The 18,563-nt window shown below is 71.8% G+C and carries 23 protein-coding genes and 1 pseudogene; 13 read left to right on the top strand and 11 right to left on the bottom strand.

The window, feature by feature from the left end; genetic code table 11:
- The first annotated feature begins 71 nt into the window (after positions 1-71).
- Positions 72-326 (top strand): hypothetical protein, encoded by a 255-nt coding sequence (locus tag ACFYMU_RS09275; protein ID WP_388370251.1) that lies wholly within the window; start codon positions 72-74, stop codon positions 324-326.
- 332 nt (positions 327-658) lie between these two features.
- On the opposite strand, the gene ACFYMU_RS09270 is transcribed toward ACFYMU_RS09275, so the two are convergent.
- Positions 659-946: a hypothetical protein gene (locus ACFYMU_RS09270; RefSeq protein ID WP_388370248.1), complete on the bottom strand. Its 288-nt coding sequence runs from the start codon at positions 944-946 to the stop codon at positions 659-661.
- A gap of 130 nt (positions 947-1,076) precedes the next feature.
- Between ACFYMU_RS09270 and ACFYMU_RS09265 the strand changes: the two are divergent.
- The 3 genes and pseudogenes from ACFYMU_RS09265 to ACFYMU_RS09255 form a co-directional block, all read left to right on the top strand.
- Positions 1,077-1,448 (top strand): annotated as a pseudogene (locus ACFYMU_RS09265) (transposase); the annotation flags it as partial.
- A gap of 121 nt (positions 1,449-1,569) precedes the next feature.
- Complete coding sequence (locus ACFYMU_RS09260; RefSeq protein WP_388370339.1) at positions 1,570-1,692, top strand: hypothetical protein; 123 nt, start codon at positions 1,570-1,572, stop codon at positions 1,690-1,692.
- A 64-nt stretch (positions 1,693-1,756) separates the two neighbouring features.
- Complete coding sequence (locus tag ACFYMU_RS09255; protein ID WP_388370246.1) at positions 1,757-1,885, top strand: hypothetical protein; 129 nt, start codon at positions 1,757-1,759, stop codon at positions 1,883-1,885.
- Positions 1,886-1,948: 63 nt separating this feature from the next.
- Here the strand turns inward: ACFYMU_RS09255 and ACFYMU_RS09250 are convergent, their stop codons facing one another.
- The gene (locus ACFYMU_RS09250; protein ID WP_388370243.1) at positions 1,949-2,659 is read right to left on the bottom strand and encodes a hypothetical protein; all 711 of its coding nucleotides are present in this window, start codon (positions 2,657-2,659) and stop codon (positions 1,949-1,951) included.
- A gap of 382 nt (positions 2,660-3,041) precedes the next feature.
- Positions 3,042-3,473, bottom strand: coding sequence for a hypothetical protein (locus ACFYMU_RS09245; RefSeq protein WP_388370241.1), 432 nt, complete (start codon positions 3,471-3,473; stop codon positions 3,042-3,044).
- Positions 3,474-3,712: 239 nt separating this feature from the next.
- Here ACFYMU_RS09245 and ACFYMU_RS09240 point away from each other — a divergent pair, with 239 nt between their 5' ends.
- Positions 3,713-4,267: a GNAT family N-acetyltransferase gene (locus ACFYMU_RS09240; RefSeq protein ID WP_388370238.1), complete on the top strand. Its 555-nt coding sequence runs from the start codon at positions 3,713-3,715 to the stop codon at positions 4,265-4,267.
- Between the two features lie 60 nt (positions 4,268-4,327).
- Here ACFYMU_RS09240 and ACFYMU_RS09235 read toward each other — a convergent pair whose 3' ends face one another.
- A complete protein-coding gene (locus tag ACFYMU_RS09235; RefSeq protein WP_388370236.1) occupies positions 4,328-4,627 on the bottom strand; it encodes a hypothetical protein in 300 nt (99 codons plus the stop codon).
- A 156-nt stretch (positions 4,628-4,783) separates the two neighbouring features.
- Here ACFYMU_RS09235 and ACFYMU_RS09230 point away from each other — a divergent pair, with 156 nt between their 5' ends.
- Together ACFYMU_RS09230 and ACFYMU_RS09225 are read left to right on the top strand one after the other, a co-directional pair.
- Positions 4,784-5,629 carry a helix-turn-helix domain-containing protein gene (locus ACFYMU_RS09230; RefSeq protein ID WP_388370234.1) on the top strand — a complete coding sequence of 282 codons (846 nt, stop codon included), beginning with the start codon at positions 4,784-4,786 and terminating at the stop codon, positions 5,627-5,629.
- Entirely contained in the window at positions 5,608-5,805 is a 198-nt protein-coding gene (locus ACFYMU_RS09225) for a DUF397 domain-containing protein (protein WP_388370232.1), read from the top strand. Before ACFYMU_RS09230 ends, ACFYMU_RS09225 begins: the two co-directional genes overlap by 22 nt.
- 8 nt (positions 5,806-5,813) lie before the next feature.
- On the opposite strand, the gene ACFYMU_RS09220 is transcribed toward ACFYMU_RS09225, so the two are convergent.
- From ACFYMU_RS09220 to ACFYMU_RS09205, 4 genes are all read right to left on the bottom strand, one after another.
- Complete coding sequence (locus ACFYMU_RS09220) at positions 5,814-6,494, bottom strand: response regulator (protein WP_388370230.1); 681 nt, start codon at positions 6,492-6,494, stop codon at positions 5,814-5,816.
- A gap of 22 nt (positions 6,495-6,516) precedes the next feature.
- Positions 6,517-7,752: a sensor histidine kinase gene (locus ACFYMU_RS09215; protein WP_388370227.1), complete on the bottom strand. Its 1,236-nt coding sequence runs from the start codon at positions 7,750-7,752 to the stop codon at positions 6,517-6,519.
- 282 nt (positions 7,753-8,034) lie between these two features.
- The gene (locus ACFYMU_RS09210; RefSeq protein WP_388370224.1) at positions 8,035-8,313 is read right to left on the bottom strand and encodes a hypothetical protein; all 279 of its coding nucleotides are present in this window, start codon (positions 8,311-8,313) and stop codon (positions 8,035-8,037) included.
- A gap of 39 nt (positions 8,314-8,352) precedes the next feature.
- Complete coding sequence (locus ACFYMU_RS09205) at positions 8,353-9,150, bottom strand: PspA/IM30 family protein (RefSeq protein WP_388370222.1); 798 nt, start codon at positions 9,148-9,150, stop codon at positions 8,353-8,355.
- 299 nt (positions 9,151-9,449) lie between these two features.
- On the opposite strand from ACFYMU_RS09205, the gene ACFYMU_RS09200 reads away from it, so the two are divergent.
- Positions 9,450-10,079 carry a DUF3043 domain-containing protein gene (locus ACFYMU_RS09200; protein WP_388370219.1) on the top strand — a complete coding sequence of 210 codons (630 nt, stop codon included), beginning with the start codon at positions 9,450-9,452 and terminating at the stop codon, positions 10,077-10,079.
- Positions 10,080-10,162: 83 nt separating this feature from the next.
- Positions 10,163-10,864, top strand: coding sequence for a class I SAM-dependent methyltransferase (locus tag ACFYMU_RS09195; RefSeq protein WP_388370217.1), 702 nt, complete (start codon positions 10,163-10,165; stop codon positions 10,862-10,864).
- A gap of 11 nt (positions 10,865-10,875) precedes the next feature.
- Here the strand turns inward: ACFYMU_RS09195 and ACFYMU_RS09190 are convergent, their stop codons facing one another.
- A complete protein-coding gene (locus ACFYMU_RS09190; protein ID WP_388370215.1) occupies positions 10,876-11,865 on the bottom strand; it encodes an SMP-30/gluconolactonase/LRE family protein in 990 nt (329 codons plus the stop codon).
- 122 nt (positions 11,866-11,987) lie between these two features.
- Between ACFYMU_RS09190 and ACFYMU_RS09185 the strand changes: the two genes are divergently transcribed.
- On the top strand, positions 11,988-12,440 hold the full coding sequence (locus ACFYMU_RS09185; RefSeq protein WP_388370212.1) for an Lrp/AsnC family transcriptional regulator: 453 nt from the start codon (positions 11,988-11,990) through the stop codon (positions 12,438-12,440).
- Between the two features lie 156 nt (positions 12,441-12,596).
- Here the strand turns inward: ACFYMU_RS09185 and ACFYMU_RS09180 are convergent, their stop codons facing one another.
- The gene (locus tag ACFYMU_RS09180) at positions 12,597-12,809 is read right to left on the bottom strand and encodes a hypothetical protein (RefSeq protein ID WP_388370209.1); all 213 of its coding nucleotides are present in this window, start codon (positions 12,807-12,809) and stop codon (positions 12,597-12,599) included.
- A gap of 185 nt (positions 12,810-12,994) precedes the next feature.
- Between ACFYMU_RS09180 and ACFYMU_RS09175 the strand changes: the two genes are divergently transcribed.
- On the top strand, positions 12,995-14,194 hold the full coding sequence (locus tag ACFYMU_RS09175; protein ID WP_388370206.1) for a bifunctional adenosylcobinamide kinase/adenosylcobinamide-phosphate guanylyltransferase: 1,200 nt from the start codon (positions 12,995-12,997) through the stop codon (positions 14,192-14,194).
- Between the two features lie 56 nt (positions 14,195-14,250).
- Here ACFYMU_RS09175 and ACFYMU_RS09170 read toward each other — a convergent pair whose 3' ends face one another.
- Positions 14,251-15,303, bottom strand: a complete 1,053-nt coding sequence (locus ACFYMU_RS09170) for a class I SAM-dependent methyltransferase (RefSeq protein ID WP_388370203.1) — start codon at positions 15,301-15,303, stop codon at positions 14,251-14,253.
- A 177-nt stretch (positions 15,304-15,480) separates the two neighbouring features.
- Here ACFYMU_RS09170 and cobT point away from each other — a divergent pair, with 177 nt between their 5' ends.
- A complete protein-coding gene (gene cobT / locus ACFYMU_RS09165; RefSeq protein ID WP_388370200.1) occupies positions 15,481-16,656 on the top strand; it encodes a nicotinate-nucleotide--dimethylbenzimidazole phosphoribosyltransferase in 1,176 nt (391 codons plus the stop codon).
- Positions 16,657-16,740: 84 nt separating this feature from the next.
- Positions 16,741-18,555 (top strand): phosphatidylglycerol lysyltransferase domain-containing protein, encoded by a 1,815-nt coding sequence (locus ACFYMU_RS09160; RefSeq protein ID WP_388370198.1) that lies wholly within the window; start codon positions 16,741-16,743, stop codon positions 18,553-18,555.
- The last annotated feature ends 8 nt before the right edge of the window (positions 18,556-18,563 follow it).

Genomic DNA, 18,563 nt, shown 5'->3' with positions numbered 1-18,563 from the left:
TCGGACGCAGTCCTCGGCGGAGCCTTCCCATGTCCCGGCCCAGCGGCTCTGCCGGCAGCAGAATCACCGACATGAGCAAGCCCACCAGCATCAAGACCACCGAGGCCGTACGTGACCGGCTGCGCATTCTCGCGCAGGAGCGCGGTACGACCATCACGGACCTGCTGGAAGATCTCGCAGCTGGCCAGCTCACCGGGGCCGAACGCGAGCAGCGGGCCTTCGAGGCCGCTCGCGAACTCGGCGTCGACTACGCCGAACAGGTCCAACGAGCAGGCCGTGCCGCCTGGGAGAGGATCCGGGCCCACCAAGGCCACGCAGCCGCGTGAGCCCGACAGCCGTACTCGACCACACTGCACTGACCGCTCTGTATCAAGCGGACCGCTTTGTCACGGGTTTCTACATCGAGGCATCCCGCGGCACCGGACGCGTGCTGGTTCCAGCGCTGTCCATCCTCGCTGCCAAACGCACAGCTCCCGGCGCCGGGACCCACACGGCGTCACTGCGTTTCGCCGAGAGCGTCCCGTTCACATCGGCTGGTGCTGCGGTCTGCTGTCCCGCGGGTTCTGTCGCTCGACGGTCGCGGCCTGGTCCTGTTCCCCTCACTGTTCGCTCGGGAGGAACCGAGCTGTTGAAGTGCCGGTGGCGACCGTGGTGGCCGTCAGCACTTGTTGTCGACGAGTTCGTCGAAGTCCTCGGTGCTCATGGCCCGGTTGTGGGCCCAGACCTGGCCCGGCTGGAGGGAGGCGAGGTCGTCGGTGGTGAAGTAGACGTGTGCCTTGTAACTGCCGGACCCGTGGAAGGCCAGCGCGTAGGTCCGGCCGGGCAGCAGTGCCTGTCTGCCGTAGGTTTGCGCGCGCCATTCGGGTGGTGGGGAGAAGAGCGGGAAGACGACACCGCCGTGGTTCGGGCCTGGACCAACTGGCCCGAGCCCTCTGCCCGCAGCCACTGCCGGACGCGGTGTGCCTGGCCCGGTTTCTTGTCCGCCTGTCGGATCCACGCGATCGCCGTGGCCGGTGCTTCCCGCTGGTGACGCTCGTGACGGCCGACGCCTCGACGGTGATGCCCTTGACTCCGCGATGAGCGCGTTCCTGCAGGAAAGGGCGGCTGGCCTGAACACGGCGAGAGCGCGGTGGCGGGCGGTCGCCGTCGACGGGAAACAGCTACGCGGCTCAAGAGCGGCGGGCGAGAAGGCGGTGTGGCTGCTGGCCGCGATGGAACACACCGGAACGGTACTCGGGCAGCGACAGATCGAGGCGAAGAGCAATGAGACACCCGCCTTCATCCCTCTCCTGCAAGACCTCGACCTGGACAACACTGTGATCACCGCGGACGCGGCGCACACGCAGCAGGCGAACGGCCTGTGGCTGCGCGAACAAGGCGCCCACCACATCGCTGTCGTCAAGGGCAGCCATCCCGGCCTCCTCAAGCAGTTGAGGACACGGCCGTGGGCCGACATCATCCCGGACCACAAGGACCGCACCAGGGGTCGGGGCCGGCTTAAGGCCCGGCACCTCAAAACAGCCACGTTCCGGCACCTCGACTGTCGGCGCCCGCCAGGACCTGCGCGTCATGCGCTGGCGCAAGGATCTGACCAGCCAGAAGATCACGATCGAGCAGCTGGACTTCGTCACCCGCCTTCCACCCGACACGGCATCCGGCGCCCAGATCGCGGACTGGATCCGCGGCCACTGACCACGTCCGCGACACGACCTTTGCCGAGGACGCCTCCAGGATCCGCACCGGCAGCCCGCCCCGCGTGATGGCCAGCCTGCGCAACCTCGGGATCAGCGTGTTCCGCCAGGACGACCACACCAACATCGCCGCCGCCCGCCGCTACATCGCCCGCGACCCACAACGACCCCTGAAAGCCCTGGGAATCGCCTGATCAACCGGACAGATCGACCACACGCAAAGACCCTGCGGTCCGGGAGGACCTGATGACCGCATGTCACACCACGCGCTCAATCACCACAAGCCCGCCAAGAACGCCGAGAGCGATCCCCGAAACAGCCTCGCCCAGAAAGACCGCCCAGTGCATCTTTTCTTGCGTGGTTTCGGGAACCAGGACCTTGTACCGCAAGGACGACGAGCCTCGCCCCCTCTCCCGAAGGACCCTCTTTCGCTTGCGTTTCGACTCCGGAAGCGATTCCAGAATCCAGAACGTTCCCTTCATCCACCGTGACCACCCTGACGTCCGAGCGCCTTCCAGTATCTTCCGCATCAGGTAGACGAAGAAGGCTCCGGCCGCAACCGACAGTACCGCGAGAAGCACCGCGACGAACACGGGCTCGTCCCCACGCGCGACACCCGCCATGGTGGCCAGGGACACACCCCCGGCCCCATAAGGGAAGGCCAGCAGCATGAAGAAGTCCGTCGGCCCTTTCCAGCCCTGCCCCGCTGGAAATACCAGCACGGCGGCAGGGGCGAAGAATCCGAGTGCGAGCACCTCCGCTCCCTGCCGACAGGATTCCTCACCGAGAGAACACCCCAGTCTCCTGGTCGGGACGTTGAAGCCTTCGGCCGCAAGATAGTGGAAGAGCCCGATGACCAGGGTGATACCCCCGTAAACCAGGAGGATCGACACAAAGACTCTCACGTGACGCACAAGCAGGGATGCGCTGCCATTTATTTCGCCATTCGCTCTGTCACTCTCCATCACGAGCGGCACTGTACTCCCGCCACCACGGCACCGAGCAGGGCGCGCGATCCGACGGCGTCGGTGTCCGGCGGTCGGCACGCCGCCACGGCCACCGCACGGACCGGGCCGGCCTCGCACGGCACCGCGGGCGACAGCGGTCGCCGCGCCTGGCGACTCCGGCCGCCGCCGGACGGGTCCAGATCCCACCGGGGTCACCGAACCGCACAACAGCGCGCAACCGCTCCGGCTTCGATTTCATCGAGCCGGCCGGCTCCGTGCGCTGCCCTGTTGTGCGGCAGTCGAGCGACGCGACGCGAACGCGGCGGCCTTTCGGACCGGTCCGGCGAACCGGGCGGGCGGCGCCGGGCTGCCGTCCTCGACCTGAGCAAAGCGTCAGGAGCCGTCAGGCAGCGGGTGTCCGGGCCCGCCCGTGCAGCGTCAGCCAGAAGGTCTGCAACGACTCCTCCGGGCCGCCCACCTCGAATCGGTTGCGCACCTTGCCGAGGGGGTTCCACACGCGCCCGTCCGGCATGCGCACGCCGACCGACTGCCCGAAGTAGCCGCGCTGATCGGCGTCGAGGTCCACCCAGACCGCGCCCGCGCGGCGCACGAGCACCTCGCCGACGTACGCGCCGAGAGCGAAGAGCGTGCCGGACAGCCGCTCCGGGTCGGCCAGGCCCTTGCGCAGCCCGTCGAGCAGGAAATCGACCACGCGCAGACTGGCCACGGAGTAGTCGAGCGGCAGCCGGTTGCGGGCTGTGACGCGCGCGACGAAGGCAGCCGCGCACGGCCGCATCCGAGGCGCGTACGGAACGCCCTCGACCGCCTGACTCATGGGACCCCCACCCCTTCAACTCAGCCTCAAGAGAACGCCAATTGGTCCCCCCGACTCGGTAAAGCGCACGTCGGCACGGGAACATCACGGGTCACGGGCATGACGAATGCCACAGGAATGACTCACAGCCCGCGCACAACCTTTCCGCCCTGTGCGTGTCCGTTACAGCCATCGACCCTTCGGCACGGCATGATGCCCGGGTGACCCTTCCGATACCTGCTGTTGCTCCCCCGGGCCGGATGAGCGGGACCGACCAGCCTGTGTTCGACCTCGCCAACGGCCTTGAGCTGCGCCCTTGGTGCCTCGGTGACGCCGAGGTCCTCGTGGGCTCGTGCCAGGACCCGGACGTTCAGCACTGGAATCGGCCGGGGCACCTGTCTCTGGACGACGCGCGCGATCGGATCGCGCGCTGGGAGAAGCGCTGGCGGACCGAGGAGGCGGCGATCTGGGCGATCGCCGAACCAGGGGGCGGTGGCCCGGTGGGCCTGATCGGTCTGGCCGACTTCGATCTCGTCGGGGGCAGTGCCGAGTTCCTGTACTGGTTGCTCCCCGCCGGCCGTGGTCGCGGGGCCATGGTCGATGCGGTCGTCCGCGTCAGCCGTTGGGCTCTGGAAGACCTGGGCCTGCATCGCCTCCGGATCACCCACTCCGTCGCCAACGCCGCCTCCTGCCGGGTGGCGGAGAAGGCGGGGTTCGCTCTGGAGGGGACGATGCGAAGCGCCCTGCTGCACTCGGACGGCTGGCATGACGAGCATCTGCATGCGCGTGTCCGAGGTGACGCCTGGCCGCGGTGAGCGCGCTGGTCATGCGGCGGTGACCAAGGCGACGGCGGCACGGGCGGGGGCTTCGTGAGATCAGCTCTCCACCAGGCGCTCGCCTCTGCTCTCCGCGATCCGCAACGCGTCCGACAGCGCCGCGGCCAGCTGTACGCCCGTGAAGCGCAACTCCCGCCTCCCTGTGTCCTCGTCGGCGAGCAGCGGTCTGGCCTCGGCCAGGATGAACCGCGCCGAGTCGAGGAGGTCCGCCTCCAGTCGGTCGGCCAGGCGGGACAGGAGACTCTCCGGGTCGTCCGTGCTCAGGTAGCACGGGGCGCCCTCCGGCGTCGTCCACGGGAGCAGGCGCAGTGCCGTCCCGTCCCGTCCGTCGCGCATCATCTCGTCGCTCCCTCCGGATCCGGTCGTTCCGCTGCGGGACCGGATCGCTGATCGTTACCTTCTGTGGTGCCATCGTCGCTGTGCGGCACAGGCCCTGAACAGGAGCGCCCCGTCCCGTCGTCGGGAACGGGACGATCAGCCCGGGAGGCGAGACCGATGACGTTCAAGCCGCAGACCCTGACCCCCTACCTCTCCGCCCGCCACTACTTCGGCGCCGAGCAGCGCCGCCACCGTGAGGCCGCCAGGCTGTCGCTGCTGCAGCTCGCGGACATCCTCAACTCCAGCAAGAGCACACTGGCACGCGTCGAGACGGCGGAGTTGATGCCACCGCCGGACCTGCCCGACCGGCTCGACGCCGCGTTCGGCACGGACCGGCACTTCCACGGGCTGTACCAGCTGGCCAAGCGCGAGGCGCATCCGGACCAGTACCGGCGGTTCATGGACTTCGAGGCGCAGGCCGAGGTCGTCGAGAATTTCGGAGCGCAGACCCTGCCAGGGCTGTTGCAGACGAAAGAGTACGCCGAAGCCCAGCTCAGCCTCCGAGAAGAGCTGCCCAGGGCAAAGGTGGAGGAACTCGTCAACGCCCGTATGTCCCGCAAGGACCGGCTCAACTCCACAGAGCCCCCGCTCCGCTGGGCGATCATCGACGAGGCGGTCCTCCGGCGGCCGTTCGGCGGTCGGGAGTGCATGTACAAACAACTGGCCTCGCTGCTCGCGCAGGTGGATACTCCGGACAGCAAGGTCCAGGTGATGCCCTTCAGTGCCGGTCCGCACTACCTGATGGGCGGCGCGCTGACCCTGCTGACCCTTCCCAACGGCTCCACCGTGGCCTATGAAGAGGGCATCGAGGTCGGTCACCTCCACGAGGACCGGGACTCGGTGAAGAAGTGGCGGCGGCGGTACGAAGTCCTCCGCGCCAACGCCCTCCCACCGGCCGCGTCGGCAGAGCTGATCCGACAGGCGATGGAGGACTGCCAACCATGCGACACACCCCCGAGCTGAACTCCCTGCGGTGGCGTCGGAGCAGCTACAGCAATGCGAACGGGGGCGAATGCGTCGAGGTCGCCGACGACCTCCCCGGTGTCGTCCCCGTACGCGACAGCAAGAACCCTCACGGCCCCGTGATCGTCGTCCCGGCCGCCGTCTGGGACGTGTTCGTCGACTCGCTGAAGGCGTAGGGCGGCGGTCAGTCCGCCCTCGGGCGCACCAGCCCGGACTCGTAGGCGATGACGACGAGTTGGGCCCGGTCGCGGGCGCCGAGCTTCGACATGGCCCGGTTGACGTGTGTCTTCACCGTGAGCGGGCTGACCTCCAGGCGTTCGGCGATCTCGTCGTTGGAGTGGCCGCCAGCGACCTGGATCAGCACCTCGCGCTCGCGGCCGGTGAGGGTGTCGAGCCGGCCGGAGTGGGCCGGGTCGCGGCCGTCGTCGACGTCGCCCTGGGCCAGGAACCGGGTGATGAGCCCCCTGGTGGCGGCGGGCGACAGCAGCGCCTCGCCGCCGGCCGCGACCCGGATGGCGTTGAGCAGTTCCTCGGGCTCGGCCCCCTTGCCGAGGAAGCCGGACGCCCCGGCGCGCAGCGACTGCACGACGTAGTCGTCCACCTCGAAGGTCGTCAGGATGACCACCCGCACCTGGGCGAGGGCCGGGTCGGCGCTGATCAGCCGGGTGGCGGCGAGGCCGTCCGTGCCGGGCATCCGGATGTCCATGAGGACGACGTCGGCCCGCTGCTCCCCGGCCAGCCGTACCGCCTCGGCGCCGTCGGACGCCTCGCCCACCACCTCCATGTCCGGCTCCGAGTCGACGAGTATGCGAAAGGCGCTGCGCAGCAGCGCCTGGTCGTCGGCGAGCAGGACGCGGATGGTCATACGGGCCCTCCCTGGGCGGTGGTCACACGGTTCCCCCGGCTGTCGCCGCCGTGTGGTTCCTGAGCGGCAGGATCGCATGGACCCGGAAGCCGCCCCCGTAGCGGGGACCCGCGGTGAGGGCGCCGCCGAGGGCGGTGACCCGCTCCCGCATGCCGAGCAGTCCGTGCCCGCCGTGCCCCTCGTCGTCCCCGCGCTGCCCGGTGTCCTCGCCCGTTCCGTCATCGAGGACCGTGATCTCCACGTTCGGTCCCACACGGACGACGCTGACCTCGGCCTTCGCCGCGTGGCCCGCGTGCTTCTGCACATTGGTCAGGGCCTCCTGGACGACGCGGTACGCGGCCAGGTCGACGGCGGCGGGCAGCGTGGCGCCGTGGTCGGCCCGGGCGACCTCGACCGGGAGACCGGCGTTGCGGAAGGTGTCGGCGAGTTCGTCGAGGCGGGCCAGCCCGGGAGCGGGCTCGGTGGGGGCCTCGGGGTCACCGGACTGCCGGAGCAGGCCGACGGTGGCGCGCAGCTCGTTGAGCGCGGAGCGGCTGGCCTCGCGGACGTGGGCCAGCGCCTCCTTCGCCTGGTCGGGCCGCCGGTCCATGACGTGCGCGGCGACCCCGGCCTGCACATTGACCAGTGCGATGTGGTGGGCGACGACGTCGTGCAGGTCGCGGGCGATGCGCAGCCGCTCCTCGGCGACACGGCGCCGGGCCTCCTCCTCGCGGGTGCGTTCCGCCCGCTCGGCGCGCTCCCTGATGGCGTCCACGAAGGCGCGGCGGCTGCGCACGGCGTCGCCGGCGGCCGCGGCCATGCCCGTCCAGGCGAACAGGCCCAGGTTCTCCTGCGCGTACCACGGCAGCGGGCCGTCCAGCATGGCGGCGCCGGTCAGGACGGTCATGGTGAGCAGGCCGACCCGCCAGGTGGTGGGCCGGTCGGTGGTGGAGGCGACGGTGTAGAGCGCGATCACGGCCGACATGGCCACGGGGGCGCGCGGGTCGTCGGCGACGAGTTCCACGAGGGAGAGGGACGCCGTGACCGCCAGGACGGTCAGGGGGGCGCGCCGGCGCAGGACGAGCGCCGCCGCTCCGAGCACCATGAGGGCGATGCTGAGGGCGCTCGGGGTTCGGGTGCCCCAGAAGGAGCCGTCCTCGGCGTGAGGGTCGAGGAAGGAACCGGCCACCATGCAGACGAGGACGCCGAAGGCGAGGGCGGCGTCCAGGGCCAGGGGGTGGGCGCGCATTCGGCACCGGGTGCGTTCCAGGGTGCTCACGCTTGTTCACGGTACGGGGCGGCTGCGCCGGGCGGAACGGTCGGGTCGGGGCGCCCGGGGGTGAGCGGTGCCCGGCGTGGGCGTGCCGTGCGGGGGCTGCCGCCCCCGCACCCCCGCTTCGGCCCGGACGGCCTCGTCCTCAAGCGCCGGACGGGCTGGTACGGCCGGCCCCGGCCGAGCGGTGCCCCACGGACGGGCTGGTACGGCCGGCCCCGGCCGAGCGGTGCCCCACTTCAGGCACCGGACGGGCCGGTACGGCGCGGCCCCGGCCGAGCCGTGCGCTCAGTCCGGGATCAGGCCGCCGTCGTTCAGCATCTCGCGGACCTCCGCGAGGCTCGCCTCCGGCGACGGCAGGATCAGCTCCGACGGTTCCAGGGCGTCGTCCGGCAGCGGAGCGCCCAGGCGGCGGACCGCGTCCAGAAGGGCGGTCAGCGTGCGGCGGAAGCCCTGCTCGTCACCGCCCTCCACCTCCCGGAGCAGTTCGTCGTCGAGCTTGTTCAGTTCGGTGAAGTGGGCATCGTCGAGCTGCACCTGCCCCTCCCCCATGATCCGCACGATCATGTCGCCCTCCTCAGGCGTGGGACCCGGTGGATGACTGGGCTACTGCTTGTCGAAGCGCGGCGTGTCCTGCGGCTGGGACGAGGACTGGCCCTGGCCGGTGCCGCCCTCGATGGCCTGGGGCTGCGTGGCCGAGCCCCCGGCCAGCTCCGCCTTCATGCGCTGCAGCTCCAGCTCGACGTCCGTGCCGCCGGAGAGCCGGTCCAGCTCGGCCTGGATGTCGTCCTTGGCCATGCCGGACGGGTCGTCCAGCGCGCCCGAGGCGAGCAGTTCGTCGATGGCGCCCGCGCGGGCCTGGAGCTGGGCCGTCTTGTCCTCGGCGCGCTGGATCGCCAGGCCGACGTCGCCCATCTCCTCGGAGATGCCGGAGAACGCCTCGCCGATCCGGGTCTGCGCCTGGGCCGCGGTGTAGGTGGCCTTGATGGTCTCCTTCTTCGTGCGGAAGGCGTCCACCTTGGCCTGGAGACGCTGGGCCGCCAGGGTGAGCTTCTCCTCCTCGCCCTGCAGGGTCTGGTGCTGGGTCTCCAGATCGGTCACCTGCTGCTGGAGCGCGGCCCGCCGGGACAGCGCCTCGCGGGCCAGGTCCTCGCGGCCGAGGGCGAGCGCCTTGCGGCCCTGGTCCTCGAGCTTGGTGGACTGGCTCTGGAGCTGGTTGAGCTGCAGTTCGAGGCGCTTGCGGCTCGTCGCCACGTCCGCGACGCCGCGACGCACCTTCTGGAGCAGCTCCAGCTGCTTCTGGTACGAGTAATCGAGGGTCTCGCGCGGGTCCTCGGCCCGGTCAAGGGCCTTGTTCGCCTTCGCGCGGAAGATCATCCCCATACGCTTCATGACACCGCTCATGGGCTTCGCGCGCCCCCTTCTGACGGACTCCAGCTCACCGGTCTGCAACAGAACCCACAGTACGGGCCCTGCCTCCATTACCGCACTGTTCGAGGACGGATGCGGTCATCCGCAAGGACGACTGCGTGGCGGTCCCGCTCCGGCGTAGGGAGTAGGTGCCCCCCGGGGTACGTACGGGGTGACTACCGGATTCCCTCAGCCGCCTTCCGGAAGAGCGCCGGCGCTCTTCCCTTTGAGGCCCCTCTGTCCCGGTACAGACGACCGGTGTTGCCGGATCGTTCCCCACGGAACCGGGGTCCATGCGTGGACACCCCGTACCCTTGGGCTTTGTGTTCCGTAGCCGTGCCAAGGAAGAGAAGGCCCAGGTCGCCGACAAGGCGCCGGTGACCGACTCCAAGCAGCCCCGTGACCCGCAGGCCCCGAAGGGCCGGCCGACGCCCAAGCGCAGTGAGGCCCAGAGCCAGCGTCGCAGCGTCGCCAATACCTCGACGACGCGCAAGGACGCCGCCAAACGGCAGCGCGAGGAGCGTCGCGTCCAGCTGGAGAAGCAGCGCCAGGCGCTGGCCGGCGGTGACGAGCGGTACCTTCCTGCGCGGGACAAGGGCCCGGTCCGCAAGTTCGCCCGCAACTTCGTCGACGCCCGCTTCAACGTCGCCGAGTTCTTCCTGCCGATGGCCGTGGTCATCCTCGTGCTGAGCATGGTGCGGGTGGCCTCGATGCAGAGCATCGCCCTGATGCTGTGGCTCGTCGTGATCGTTCTCATCGTGCTCGACTCGATCGTCTCCGGGTTCCGGCTGAGGAAGCAGCTCAACGAGCGCTTCCCCGACCAGAACAAGAGGGGCGCGATCCCCTACGCCCTGATGCGCTCCCTGCAGATGCGTCGCCTTCGGCTGCCGAAGCCGCAGGTCAAGCGCGGAGAGCGGTCCTGAGCGCGGCTGCGTTCTCCGGGGATGCGGCAGACGCCTGGCTGAGCCGTCTCGGCGGTCTGCGTGACGTCGTACGGCAGGAACTGGTGGCCCGGCAGCTCGACGAGCAGATAGCCGGGCGGTTCCCGGTCGGCCGGCGGCTGCGGGTGCTGGACGTGGGGATGGGCCAGGGCACGCAGGCGCTGCGCCTGGCCAGGGCCGGGCACCAGGTCACCGGGGTCGAACAGGATCCGACGATGGTCGCCGCGGCCCGCGAGGCCCTGTCCGGCGAGCCCGAGGGCATCCGGGAACGCGTGCGGATCATCGAGGGCGACGGGCGGGACACGGGGGTGCACTTCCTGCCCGGCAGCTTCGACCTGGTGCTGTGCCACGGGGTGCTCATGTACGTCGAGGAACCCGATCCGCTGGTGGCGGGGCTGGCCCGGATGCTCGCACCCGGCGGACTGCTGTCGCTGCTCGTCCGCAACGGGGACGCGCTGGCGATGCGGCCCGGCCTGTACGGGGACTGGGGCACGGCGCTGGCCGCCTTCGACACCACCGCCTATACGAACCGGCTGGGGCTCGAGGTGCGGGCCGACCGGCTGGAGGCCCTGACCGCGACGCTCGCGGGGATCGGGGCGCCGCTGCACGCGTGGTACGGCGTGCGCGTCTTCACCGACACGGCGGCGGACGGGGCGGAGGCCCCGCAGGACGTGGAGCGCCTGCTGGCCGTGGAGGAGCGTGCCGGGCGCACGGACCCGTACCGGCGGGTGGCCGCGCTGCTGCATCTGTGCGGGGTACGCGGCTGAGTGCTGCCGGATCAGCCCGTCCGGCGGTTCTTCCCATGACCCCACCCGGCCTTCGAATCCAGCCAGGGACGGTGCCCCGGTCCGGTCGGGTGCGTGCCCGTGACGCCCATGACCACCGAATAGAGGCTGGTCTCCGCGGCGATGAAGAGGCGGTTTCGCTTGGCGCCGCCCCAGGCGATGTTGGCGACCGACTCGGGGACGTCGAGGCGCCCGATCAGAGTGCCGTCGGGGTCGTAGCAGTGCACTCCGTCGCCCATCGCGGCGGCCCAGAGGCGCCCCGCGTCGTCGAGGCGGAGGTTGTCGAAGCGGGCCTTCGCACGCGCCCCGGCCTCGGCGAAGACCTCGCCGGCGGACAGCGTGCCCTCCTCGCGTACGTCGAAGACCCGGATGTGGCCGGCCCGGGTGTCGGAGACGAACAGTCGCCGCTCGTCGTGCGAGAACACCAGGCCGTTCGGTGCGCCGAAGCAGTCGGCGACCAACCGCACCTCGCCGGTGGCGGGATCGATGCGGTAGAGGTTGTTGGAGCCGATCTCGCCGACAGCGCGATAGCCCTCGTAGTCGCTGGTGATGCCGAAGTCCGGGTCCGAGAACCAGATCGAGCCGTCGGACTTCACCGCCGCGTCGTTGGGGCTGTTCAGGCGCTTGCCCTGCCATCGGTCGGCCAGCACGGTGATGGTGCCGTCGTGTTCGGTCCGGGTCACCCGGCGGTTGCCCTGTTCGCAGGTGACCAGCCGGCCCTGGCGGTCGACGGTGTTGCCGTTGGTGTGCCCGGCGCCGCGTCGGAAGACACCGACCGTGCCGGTCTCTTCGTCCCAGCGCAGCATCCGGTCGTTGGGTATGTCGCTCCAGATCACCTGCCGCCAGGCCGGCAGGTAGACCGGCCCCTCGGCCCAACGGCAGCCGGTGTACAGGAGCTCCAGCCCTTCGTCACCGTTCATGCACCGCCCGGTACGGAACCGGTCGTCGAACATCTCGTACAGCCCGGGGCGCTCGTCGGTCATACGGAAGTCTCCCCCTCCACAGTCTCCCCCTCCACGAGGTCGAGAACCAAACATGGTTTGGCACATAGCGAAGAGTGCAGCATGAGATATGGTTTCTGCAAGGAAATACTGAATGGAGAGCCGTGGATCAGGTCGACCGTGCCCTGCTGGCGCAGCTGCAGCGGGACGCCAGCCAGTCCTACGCCGCGCTGGGTCAGGCCGTCGGCCTCTCAGCCGGCGCCGCTCATGAGCGCGTGCGGAAGCTGCGGGAGAGCGGCGTCATCCGACGCACCATGGCCGAGGTGGACCCGGAGGCGGTGGGGAGCGGCGTCCTGGCCTATGTGATGGTCGAGTCGACCTCGTGGATGGGCGATTCGGCCAAGGAGCTCGCCGCGCTCCCCGAGATTCTGGAGGCGCACGTCATCGCCGGCAGCGCCTCGTTGCTGGTGAAGGTCAGGACCGGGACCACCGGGCAGTTGCAGGACGTGTTGCGCCGGATCTACGCCGTCGACGGGGTCAGCGGGACACAGGCCACGGTGGTGCTGGAGACCCTCTTCGAGCGGCCGGTCTCCCCGCAGCCCGGGGACGAGGGGTGACCCTCTGATCTTGTGCGGCGCCCGCTACCCGCCCTTCTCGGTCTCAGCCGGGGCGGGCGGCCTGTACGACGCCATCGAGGTCGTACGGGCCGCCGTCCTGCCGCGCGAGACCGATGCCCCCACCCGTGGCCGGGCCGGTCGGCCGCACCCGACGGTCTACGACTCGTCGGCGTGCAGGCTCATCGGACCGTAGATCTCCGTCGTGTCCTCGAACAGCCGCACCTGGTCGGCGCCCCCGGCGAGCAGTTCCTTCCAGTGCTCCCCGAGCCAGGACTCGGCGTCCCCCTGCGTGGAGAACTCCTCGGGCGCGACCGCGGGCTGGACCTCCGTCCCGTCGGCCTTCTCGAACCGCCACGTCCACGCCACCATGTACGCCTCCCAGATGTGAGCACACGCAGAGCACGAGCCGGATACGGGTCCGGCCGCTCCCCCGAGCCTATGTGTTCCCCCCGGCCGGGAGGAGAAGACCGTGGATCATGGGGGCGCGCGGCCGCGGGCCCGCGGGGGCGGACCTGGGCGCGCGTCGCCTGCGGCGACCCGGGAAAATCGGCTCCGTGAACGTGACTCTGCTCGGCACCGGTGCCCCCGCGGGACTCCCCCGCCCCGACTGTCCCTGCGCGGCCTGTGCGCGTGCGCTGGGGGAGGAGACGCGGGCTGCGACCGCCGTGCTCGTGGACGGGACGCTGCTGCTCGACCTCACTCCCGGGGCGGCGTTCGCGGCGGCGCGGGCCGGGCACTCGCTGGCCGGCGTACGGCAGGTGCTGCTGTCGCATCCGCACGACGGGCCGGCGGTCGAGGTCCCGGCCGACCTGCCGCAGCCCGGGCGCGTGCCGGACGGACGGGAGTTGGCGCTGCTGACCGGGCACCGGGTGCGGGCGCTGGCGACGGACGCGCCGGGCACCGGCTACGCGGTGACCGGACCGGAGGGGCAGCGGCTGCTGTATCTGCCGCCGGGTGCCGCACCGGCGGGCCTGGAGGGGCCGGCGGAGCCGTACGACATGGTGGTCGCGGACGTCGTGGGGCGGCCGGACGCGCTGGCGAAGCTGCGTGCGGCGGGGGCGCTCGGGCCCACCACCGACGTCATCGCCGTGCACCTCGACCACGACGTGCCGCCGGGCGCCGAGCTGCGGCGGCGGCTCGCGGCGGCAGGCGCTCGGGTGGCGCCGGACGGGACGACACTGACCGTGGGCGCCTACGAGGACGTCCCGGACGTGCCGCGGCGCACCCTCGTGCTGGGCGGGGCGCGGTCGGGCAAGTCCGCGGAGGCGGAGCGGCGGCTGGCGGCGTTCCCGGACGTGCTGTACGTGGCGACGGGCGGATCGCGGAGCGGGGACACCGAGTGGGCGGCGCGGGTGGCCGCGCACCGGGAGCGGCGGCCGGGGTCCTGGCGGACCCGTGAGACCTGCGATCTCGTACCGCTGCTGGCGCAGGACGGGCCGCCGCTGCTGATCGACTGTCTGGCGCTGTGGCTGACCGACGCGATGGACGCGGTGAACGCGTGGGACGACGCGGAGTGGTCGGACGGTGGCGAGCGGGCGCTGCGGGCGCGGGTGGAGGAGCTCGCGGCGGCGGTCCGCGCCACCCGCCGGACCCTCGTCGCCGTCTCGAACGAGGTCGGCTCCGGCATCGTGCCGGCCACGGCGTCGGGCCGCCGCTACCGGGACGAACTCGGCCGTCTGAACGCGGTGTTCGCGGCGGAGTGCGAGCAGGTGCTGCTGGTGGTGGCCGGGCAGGCGCTGCCGCTGCGCGGCTAGGGCCCTCCCGGCCAGGGCCCTCCCGGCCAGGGCCCTCCCGGCCAGGGCCCTCCCGGCTAGGGCCTTTCTGAGGGCGGGGTGCGGGCGACGATCCGGTAGGCGTTGGCGAAGCGGGTGCGCCGCGCCAGGGGTGCGAGCGTGTGGTCCAGGGCGGTGGCCGTCGCGAGCAGCGGTGCGGCGGCCCCTCTCAGGGCCGTGCGCAGCGGGCGCCGAGGGGTGCCGGGGGCCGGCGGCACGCGGGCCAGGGCCGGCGCGAGGGCGCCGGCGAGGTCGTACGGCGTGTGCGGCTCGCGGCGGTCGGTGCGCCGGACGGTGCAGCCCAGGGCTTCGAGTTCGGCCAGCAGGTTGCGCAGCGGCATCAGATGGAGGTGGCCGGGCCGGCCGTAGGGCGCCCACCGTCGGCCGAGCAGGGCGCGGAACGCGCAGTCGGGATCGGCGGCTTCGATGAGCAGATGGCCGCCCGGCCGCAGCACCGTCAGGGCGGCGCGCAGTTCCGCGCGCGGGTCGGGGGTGCGCTCCAGGTGGTGGAGCATGCTCACGACGTCGTAGCGGGAGCGCAGCCGTCCGATGATCTCCGGGTCGGTGAGGTGGCCGCGGTGGGCCTCCTCGACGCGGCCCGCGGCCTGCGCCTCCTCGACGCGGTGGGAGGGGTCGAGTCCGTCGAACGACGTGTAGGGGTGGAGCTCCCGTGCCGCCTCGGGGAAGTACCCGTGCCCGGTGCCGATGTCGAGCCAGCTCTCCGGTTCCGGGAAGGGCAGCATGGCGCGGGCCGCCGCTTGGTGGCGCCGGGCGCCCGCGCGGCCGGCGAGGACGCGTTCGGCGGGTCCGTCGGGGCACGGATCGGGCGCGTGGGGGCGGGGGACGGCGGGGAACGCCTCGGTGCGGTGGGGGACGCGGAAGACGTGGGCGCAGTCCCGGCACTCGTCCACGCCGAGCGCGCCCGCCCCGCGCCGCCCCGGGTCCGGCACGCGCAGCGGGGTGCGCAGCCTCGTCGAACCGCACCAGGGGCAGCCCCGGCGGCGCAGCCGGGGCAACCCGGCGGTGTCACCGGCGAGTTCGGCGGGGTGCCCGGCATCGTGCGCGCCGTCCGTCGGCGGGGTCGGGTGCATGGGCGGCTCCTGTGCGGGTGCGGCGGGCGGAGGGCGAAGGCGGAGGGCGGTGTACGACCACGAGGGAGAACGACAATACGTGCCCAAACGGTACGTACGGGGCTCCGCTCGCGGAGGCGGGGAGGTGCCACCGGCATGGCGCCGCCGCGTTCGATCCCTGCCGGTACTGTTCGGCGAATGAGCTCGCTTAATCTCGACGACTTCACCGACCTGATCGAGCGCCCCGACGCCGGGGTGCGCCGCGACGCCGAGGCGCGCCGGGAGCGTCGGACCGTGCCGCCGGGGGCGCTGGGCCGCCTCGACGACCTGGGTGAGTGGCTGTCGGCCGCGCAGTCCGCGGTACCGGTGCGGCCGATCGAGCGGCCGCGCGCGGTGCTGTTCGCGGGCGACCACGGGATCGCCGCCCTCGGCGTGTCGAGGCGGCCCGCGGGCAGCGCGGCCCTCCTGGTGCGGGCGGTGCTGGAGGGCGCCGGCCCGGTGGCGATCCTGGCGCGGCGGCAGAACGTGCCCGTGCGGGTGGTCGACATGGCGCTGGACTGCGATCCGCGGGAGTTGCCGGAGGACGTCGTACGGCATCGGGTGCGGCGTGGCAGCGGGCGGATCGACGTCGAGGACGCGCTGACGCTCCAGGAGGCGGAGGCGGCGTTCCGGGCGGGGATCGCGGTCGCGGACGAGGAGGCGGACGCCGGCACGGACCTGGTGGTCCTCGGCGATGTCAGCGTCGGCGGCACGACGCCCGCGGCCGTGCTGATCGCCGCCCTGTGCGGGACGGACGCATCGGTGGTGACCGGGCGGGGCGGCCTGGCGATCGACGACCTGGCCTGGATGCGCAAGTGCGCGGCGGTACGGGACGCGCTGCGGCGGGCCCGACCGGTGCTGGGCGATCAGTTGCAGTTGATGGCGGCCGTGGGCGGGGCCGATCTGGCCGCGATGACGGGCTTCCTGTTGCAGTGCGCGGTGCGCAGGACCCCGGTGGTCCTGGACGGTGTGGTGTCGGCGGCGTGCGCGCTGGTCGCCCAGCGGATCGCGTTCCGCGCGCCGGACTGGTGGCTGGCCGGGCACACGAGCGGGGAGCCGGCGCAGGCGAAGGCGCTGGACCGGATGGCCATGGAGCCGCTGCTCGACCACGGGGTGACCGTCGGCGAGGGGGTGGGAGCGCTGCTGGCGCTGCCGCTGGTGCAGGCGGCGGCCGCACTGGCCGCGGAGCTGCCCGGCCACGACGAGGAGAAGGAGCAAGGGCAGGAGAAGGAACAGGAACAGGAGCAGGAACAGGGGCAGGGGCAGGGGCAGGGGCAGGGGCAGGGGCAGGGGCAGGGGCAGGGGCAGGAGGGGAACGAGGAGAAGGGCGAGTAACCGGGCGGGCCGCGTCCGGCCCGGCGGATTCCCTCTCGTATCGCTCCCCGGTACGCCCCCGAATGCCCCATATCATCCCCCTTCATGGGAGATGCCCTGTTTACTGCGGAGCGGGAACGCGCGGTTCGGTCGGCGGACGGGACACGGCGGTCCGGTCGGGCCTCCCTGCGGGCCGCCGCGTTCGCGGTCTGGTACCTGCGCGCCGTCACGTTCATCAACTTCCTCTCCGCCGTGTGGGTGGCGCTGGGGCAGGACGTGCGGCGCCACAACCACGCCGACCTCTTCACGCCGTACCTGCTGACCGCGGGTTTCGCCTCGGGCGTGTTCACCATGTTCCTCGCGGTCACCATGCGGCGGCGCAAACGGGCCGCCTGGATCCTCAACCTCGCGCTCAGCGGCCCGTTCCTGGTGCTGTTCGCGTTCGCCATGGCCTTCCCCGAGATCCGGCAGTACGCGCAGAACTGGATCTCCCTGCTGCTCACCGCGGTCTTCGTCGGCTCGCTCCTCGTGGGACGGCGGGAGTTCTACGCCAGGGGCGACCGGTCCAATCCCCGGCTGGCCGCCGTCGTCGCCGTCGGCGGCCTGCTCGTCTCCTCGCTGCTCGCCGCGCTCTTGGTGACCGTCGCCAACACCGCGCCGGACGCCCGCCGTTCGACCTTCACGGACCGCTGGCGCTACGGCGCGATGCGGCTCGTCTCGGTCGCCGCCGGCAGCAGCGCCCACCATCCCGGGATCGCCACACCCAACTGGGCGAACGTCACCGTCAACGCCTTCAGCACGCTGCTCGTCCTCGCCGTCCTGTACGCCGCCTTCCGCTCCCGGCGCGCCGTCGACCCCATCACCGAGGACGACGAGAGGCGGCTGCGGGCCCTGCTCGCCGCGCACGGTGCCCGGGACTCGCTCGGGTACTTCGCGCTGCGCCGGGAGAAGAGCGTGATCTGGTCGCCCACCGGGAAGGCGGCGGTCGTGTACCGCGTCGTCGGCGGCGTCTCGCTCGCCTCCGGCGATCCCCTCGGCGATCCGGAGGCCTGGCCCGGCGCCATCGAGCAGTGGCTCGCCGAGGCACGCGCGCACGGTTGGATCCCGGCCGTGATGGGCGCGAGCGAGGAGGCGGGGACCGTGTACGCGCGGCACGGGCTGGACGCGCTGGAACTCGGTGACGAGGCCATCGTGGACGTCGGCGAGTTCACCCTCGAAGGGCGGGCGATGCGCACCGTGCGGCAGGCGTGCAACCGCGTGCGACGCGCCGGGTACACCGTCCGCATCAGGCGTCACGCGGCCGTTCCCGCCGACGAGATGGCGTACCTCCTCGACAAGGCCGACGACTGGCGCGACGGCGCCACCGAGCGCGGGTTCAGCATGGCGCTGGGGCGGCTGGGCGACCCCGAGGACGGGCAGTGCGTGATGCTCGAGTGCACGGACGCCGACGGCAGGCTGCGGGCGCTGCTGTCCTTCGTGCCGTGGGGGCCGCACGGGCTCTCCCTCGATCTGATGCGACGCGACCGGGACTGCGAGAACGGCCTCGTGGAGTTCATGGTGATCGAACTGCTGCGCCGCGGCCGGGAGATCGGCGTGAGCCAGGTGTCGCTCAACTTCGCGATGTTCCGATCCGTCTTCGAACGTGGTGCGCGCCTCGGCGCCGGACCGGTGCTGCGGCTGTGGCGCTCGTTGCTCAGCTTCTTCTCGCGCTGGTGGCAGATCGAGTCGCTGTACCGGGCCAACGCGAAGTACCGACCCATCTGGGAACCCCGGTTCCTGCTCTTCGAGAAGAGCGCGGACCTGCTGCGCATCGGCGTCGCCTCGGCACGCGCCGAGGGGTTCCTGGAGGCTCCGGGGCTGCCGAAGTGGCTGCACCGCAAGCACCTCCAGTCGCACCGAAGAGGGGAGCCGGACAGATGAGGACCGCT

It is taken from the genome of Streptomyces sp. NPDC007264, from assembly GCF_042869095.1.
Lineage (GTDB): Bacteria > Actinomycetota > Actinomycetes > Streptomycetales > Streptomycetaceae > Streptomyces.
This window is presented reverse-complemented; position numbering and strand designations above follow the sequence as displayed.

Excerpts from the sequence above, each read along its gene's own strand:
- ACFYMU_RS09180 (WP_388370209.1), bottom strand. The coding sequence starts at position 12,809 with ATGGTGGCGTGGACGTGGCGGTTCGAGAAGGCCGACGGGACGGAGGTC.
- ACFYMU_RS09260 (WP_388370339.1), top strand. The coding sequence starts at position 1,570 with ATGCGCTGGCGCAAGGATCTGACCAGCCAGAAGATCACGATCGAGCAG.
- ACFYMU_RS09245 (WP_388370241.1), bottom strand. The coding sequence starts at position 3,473 with ATGAGTCAGGCGGTCGAGGGCGTTCCGTACGCGCCTCGGATGCGGCCG.
- cobT (WP_388370200.1), top strand. The coding sequence starts at position 15,481 with ATGAGCTCGCTTAATCTCGACGACTTCACCGACCTGATCGAGCGCCCC.
- ACFYMU_RS09170 (WP_388370203.1), bottom strand. The coding sequence starts at position 15,303 with ATGCACCCGACCCCGCCGACGGACGGCGCGCACGATGCCGGGCACCCC.
- ACFYMU_RS09230 (WP_388370234.1), top strand. The coding sequence starts at position 4,784 with ATGACGTTCAAGCCGCAGACCCTGACCCCCTACCTCTCCGCCCGCCAC.
- ACFYMU_RS09205 (WP_388370222.1), bottom strand. The coding sequence starts at position 9,150 with ATGAGCGGTGTCATGAAGCGTATGGGGATGATCTTCCGCGCGAAGGCG.
- ACFYMU_RS09275 (WP_388370251.1), top strand. The coding sequence starts at position 72 with ATGAGCAAGCCCACCAGCATCAAGACCACCGAGGCCGTACGTGACCGG.
- ACFYMU_RS09225 (WP_388370232.1), top strand. The coding sequence starts at position 5,608 with ATGCGACACACCCCCGAGCTGAACTCCCTGCGGTGGCGTCGGAGCAGC.
- ACFYMU_RS09160 (WP_388370198.1), top strand. The coding sequence starts at position 16,741 with ATGGGAGATGCCCTGTTTACTGCGGAGCGGGAACGCGCGGTTCGGTCG.
- ACFYMU_RS09240 (WP_388370238.1), top strand. The coding sequence starts at position 3,713 with ATGAGCGGGACCGACCAGCCTGTGTTCGACCTCGCCAACGGCCTTGAG.
- ACFYMU_RS09190 (WP_388370215.1), bottom strand. The coding sequence starts at position 11,865 with ATGACCGACGAGCGCCCCGGGCTGTACGAGATGTTCGACGACCGGTTC.
- ACFYMU_RS09210 (WP_388370224.1), bottom strand. The coding sequence starts at position 8,313 with ATGATCGTGCGGATCATGGGGGAGGGGCAGGTGCAGCTCGACGATGCC.
- ACFYMU_RS09235 (WP_388370236.1), bottom strand. The coding sequence starts at position 4,627 with ATGATGCGCGACGGACGGGACGGGACGGCACTGCGCCTGCTCCCGTGG.
- ACFYMU_RS09200 (WP_388370219.1), top strand. The coding sequence starts at position 9,450 with ATGCGTGGACACCCCGTACCCTTGGGCTTTGTGTTCCGTAGCCGTGCC.
- ACFYMU_RS09220 (WP_388370230.1), bottom strand. The coding sequence starts at position 6,494 with ATGACCATCCGCGTCCTGCTCGCCGACGACCAGGCGCTGCTGCGCAGC.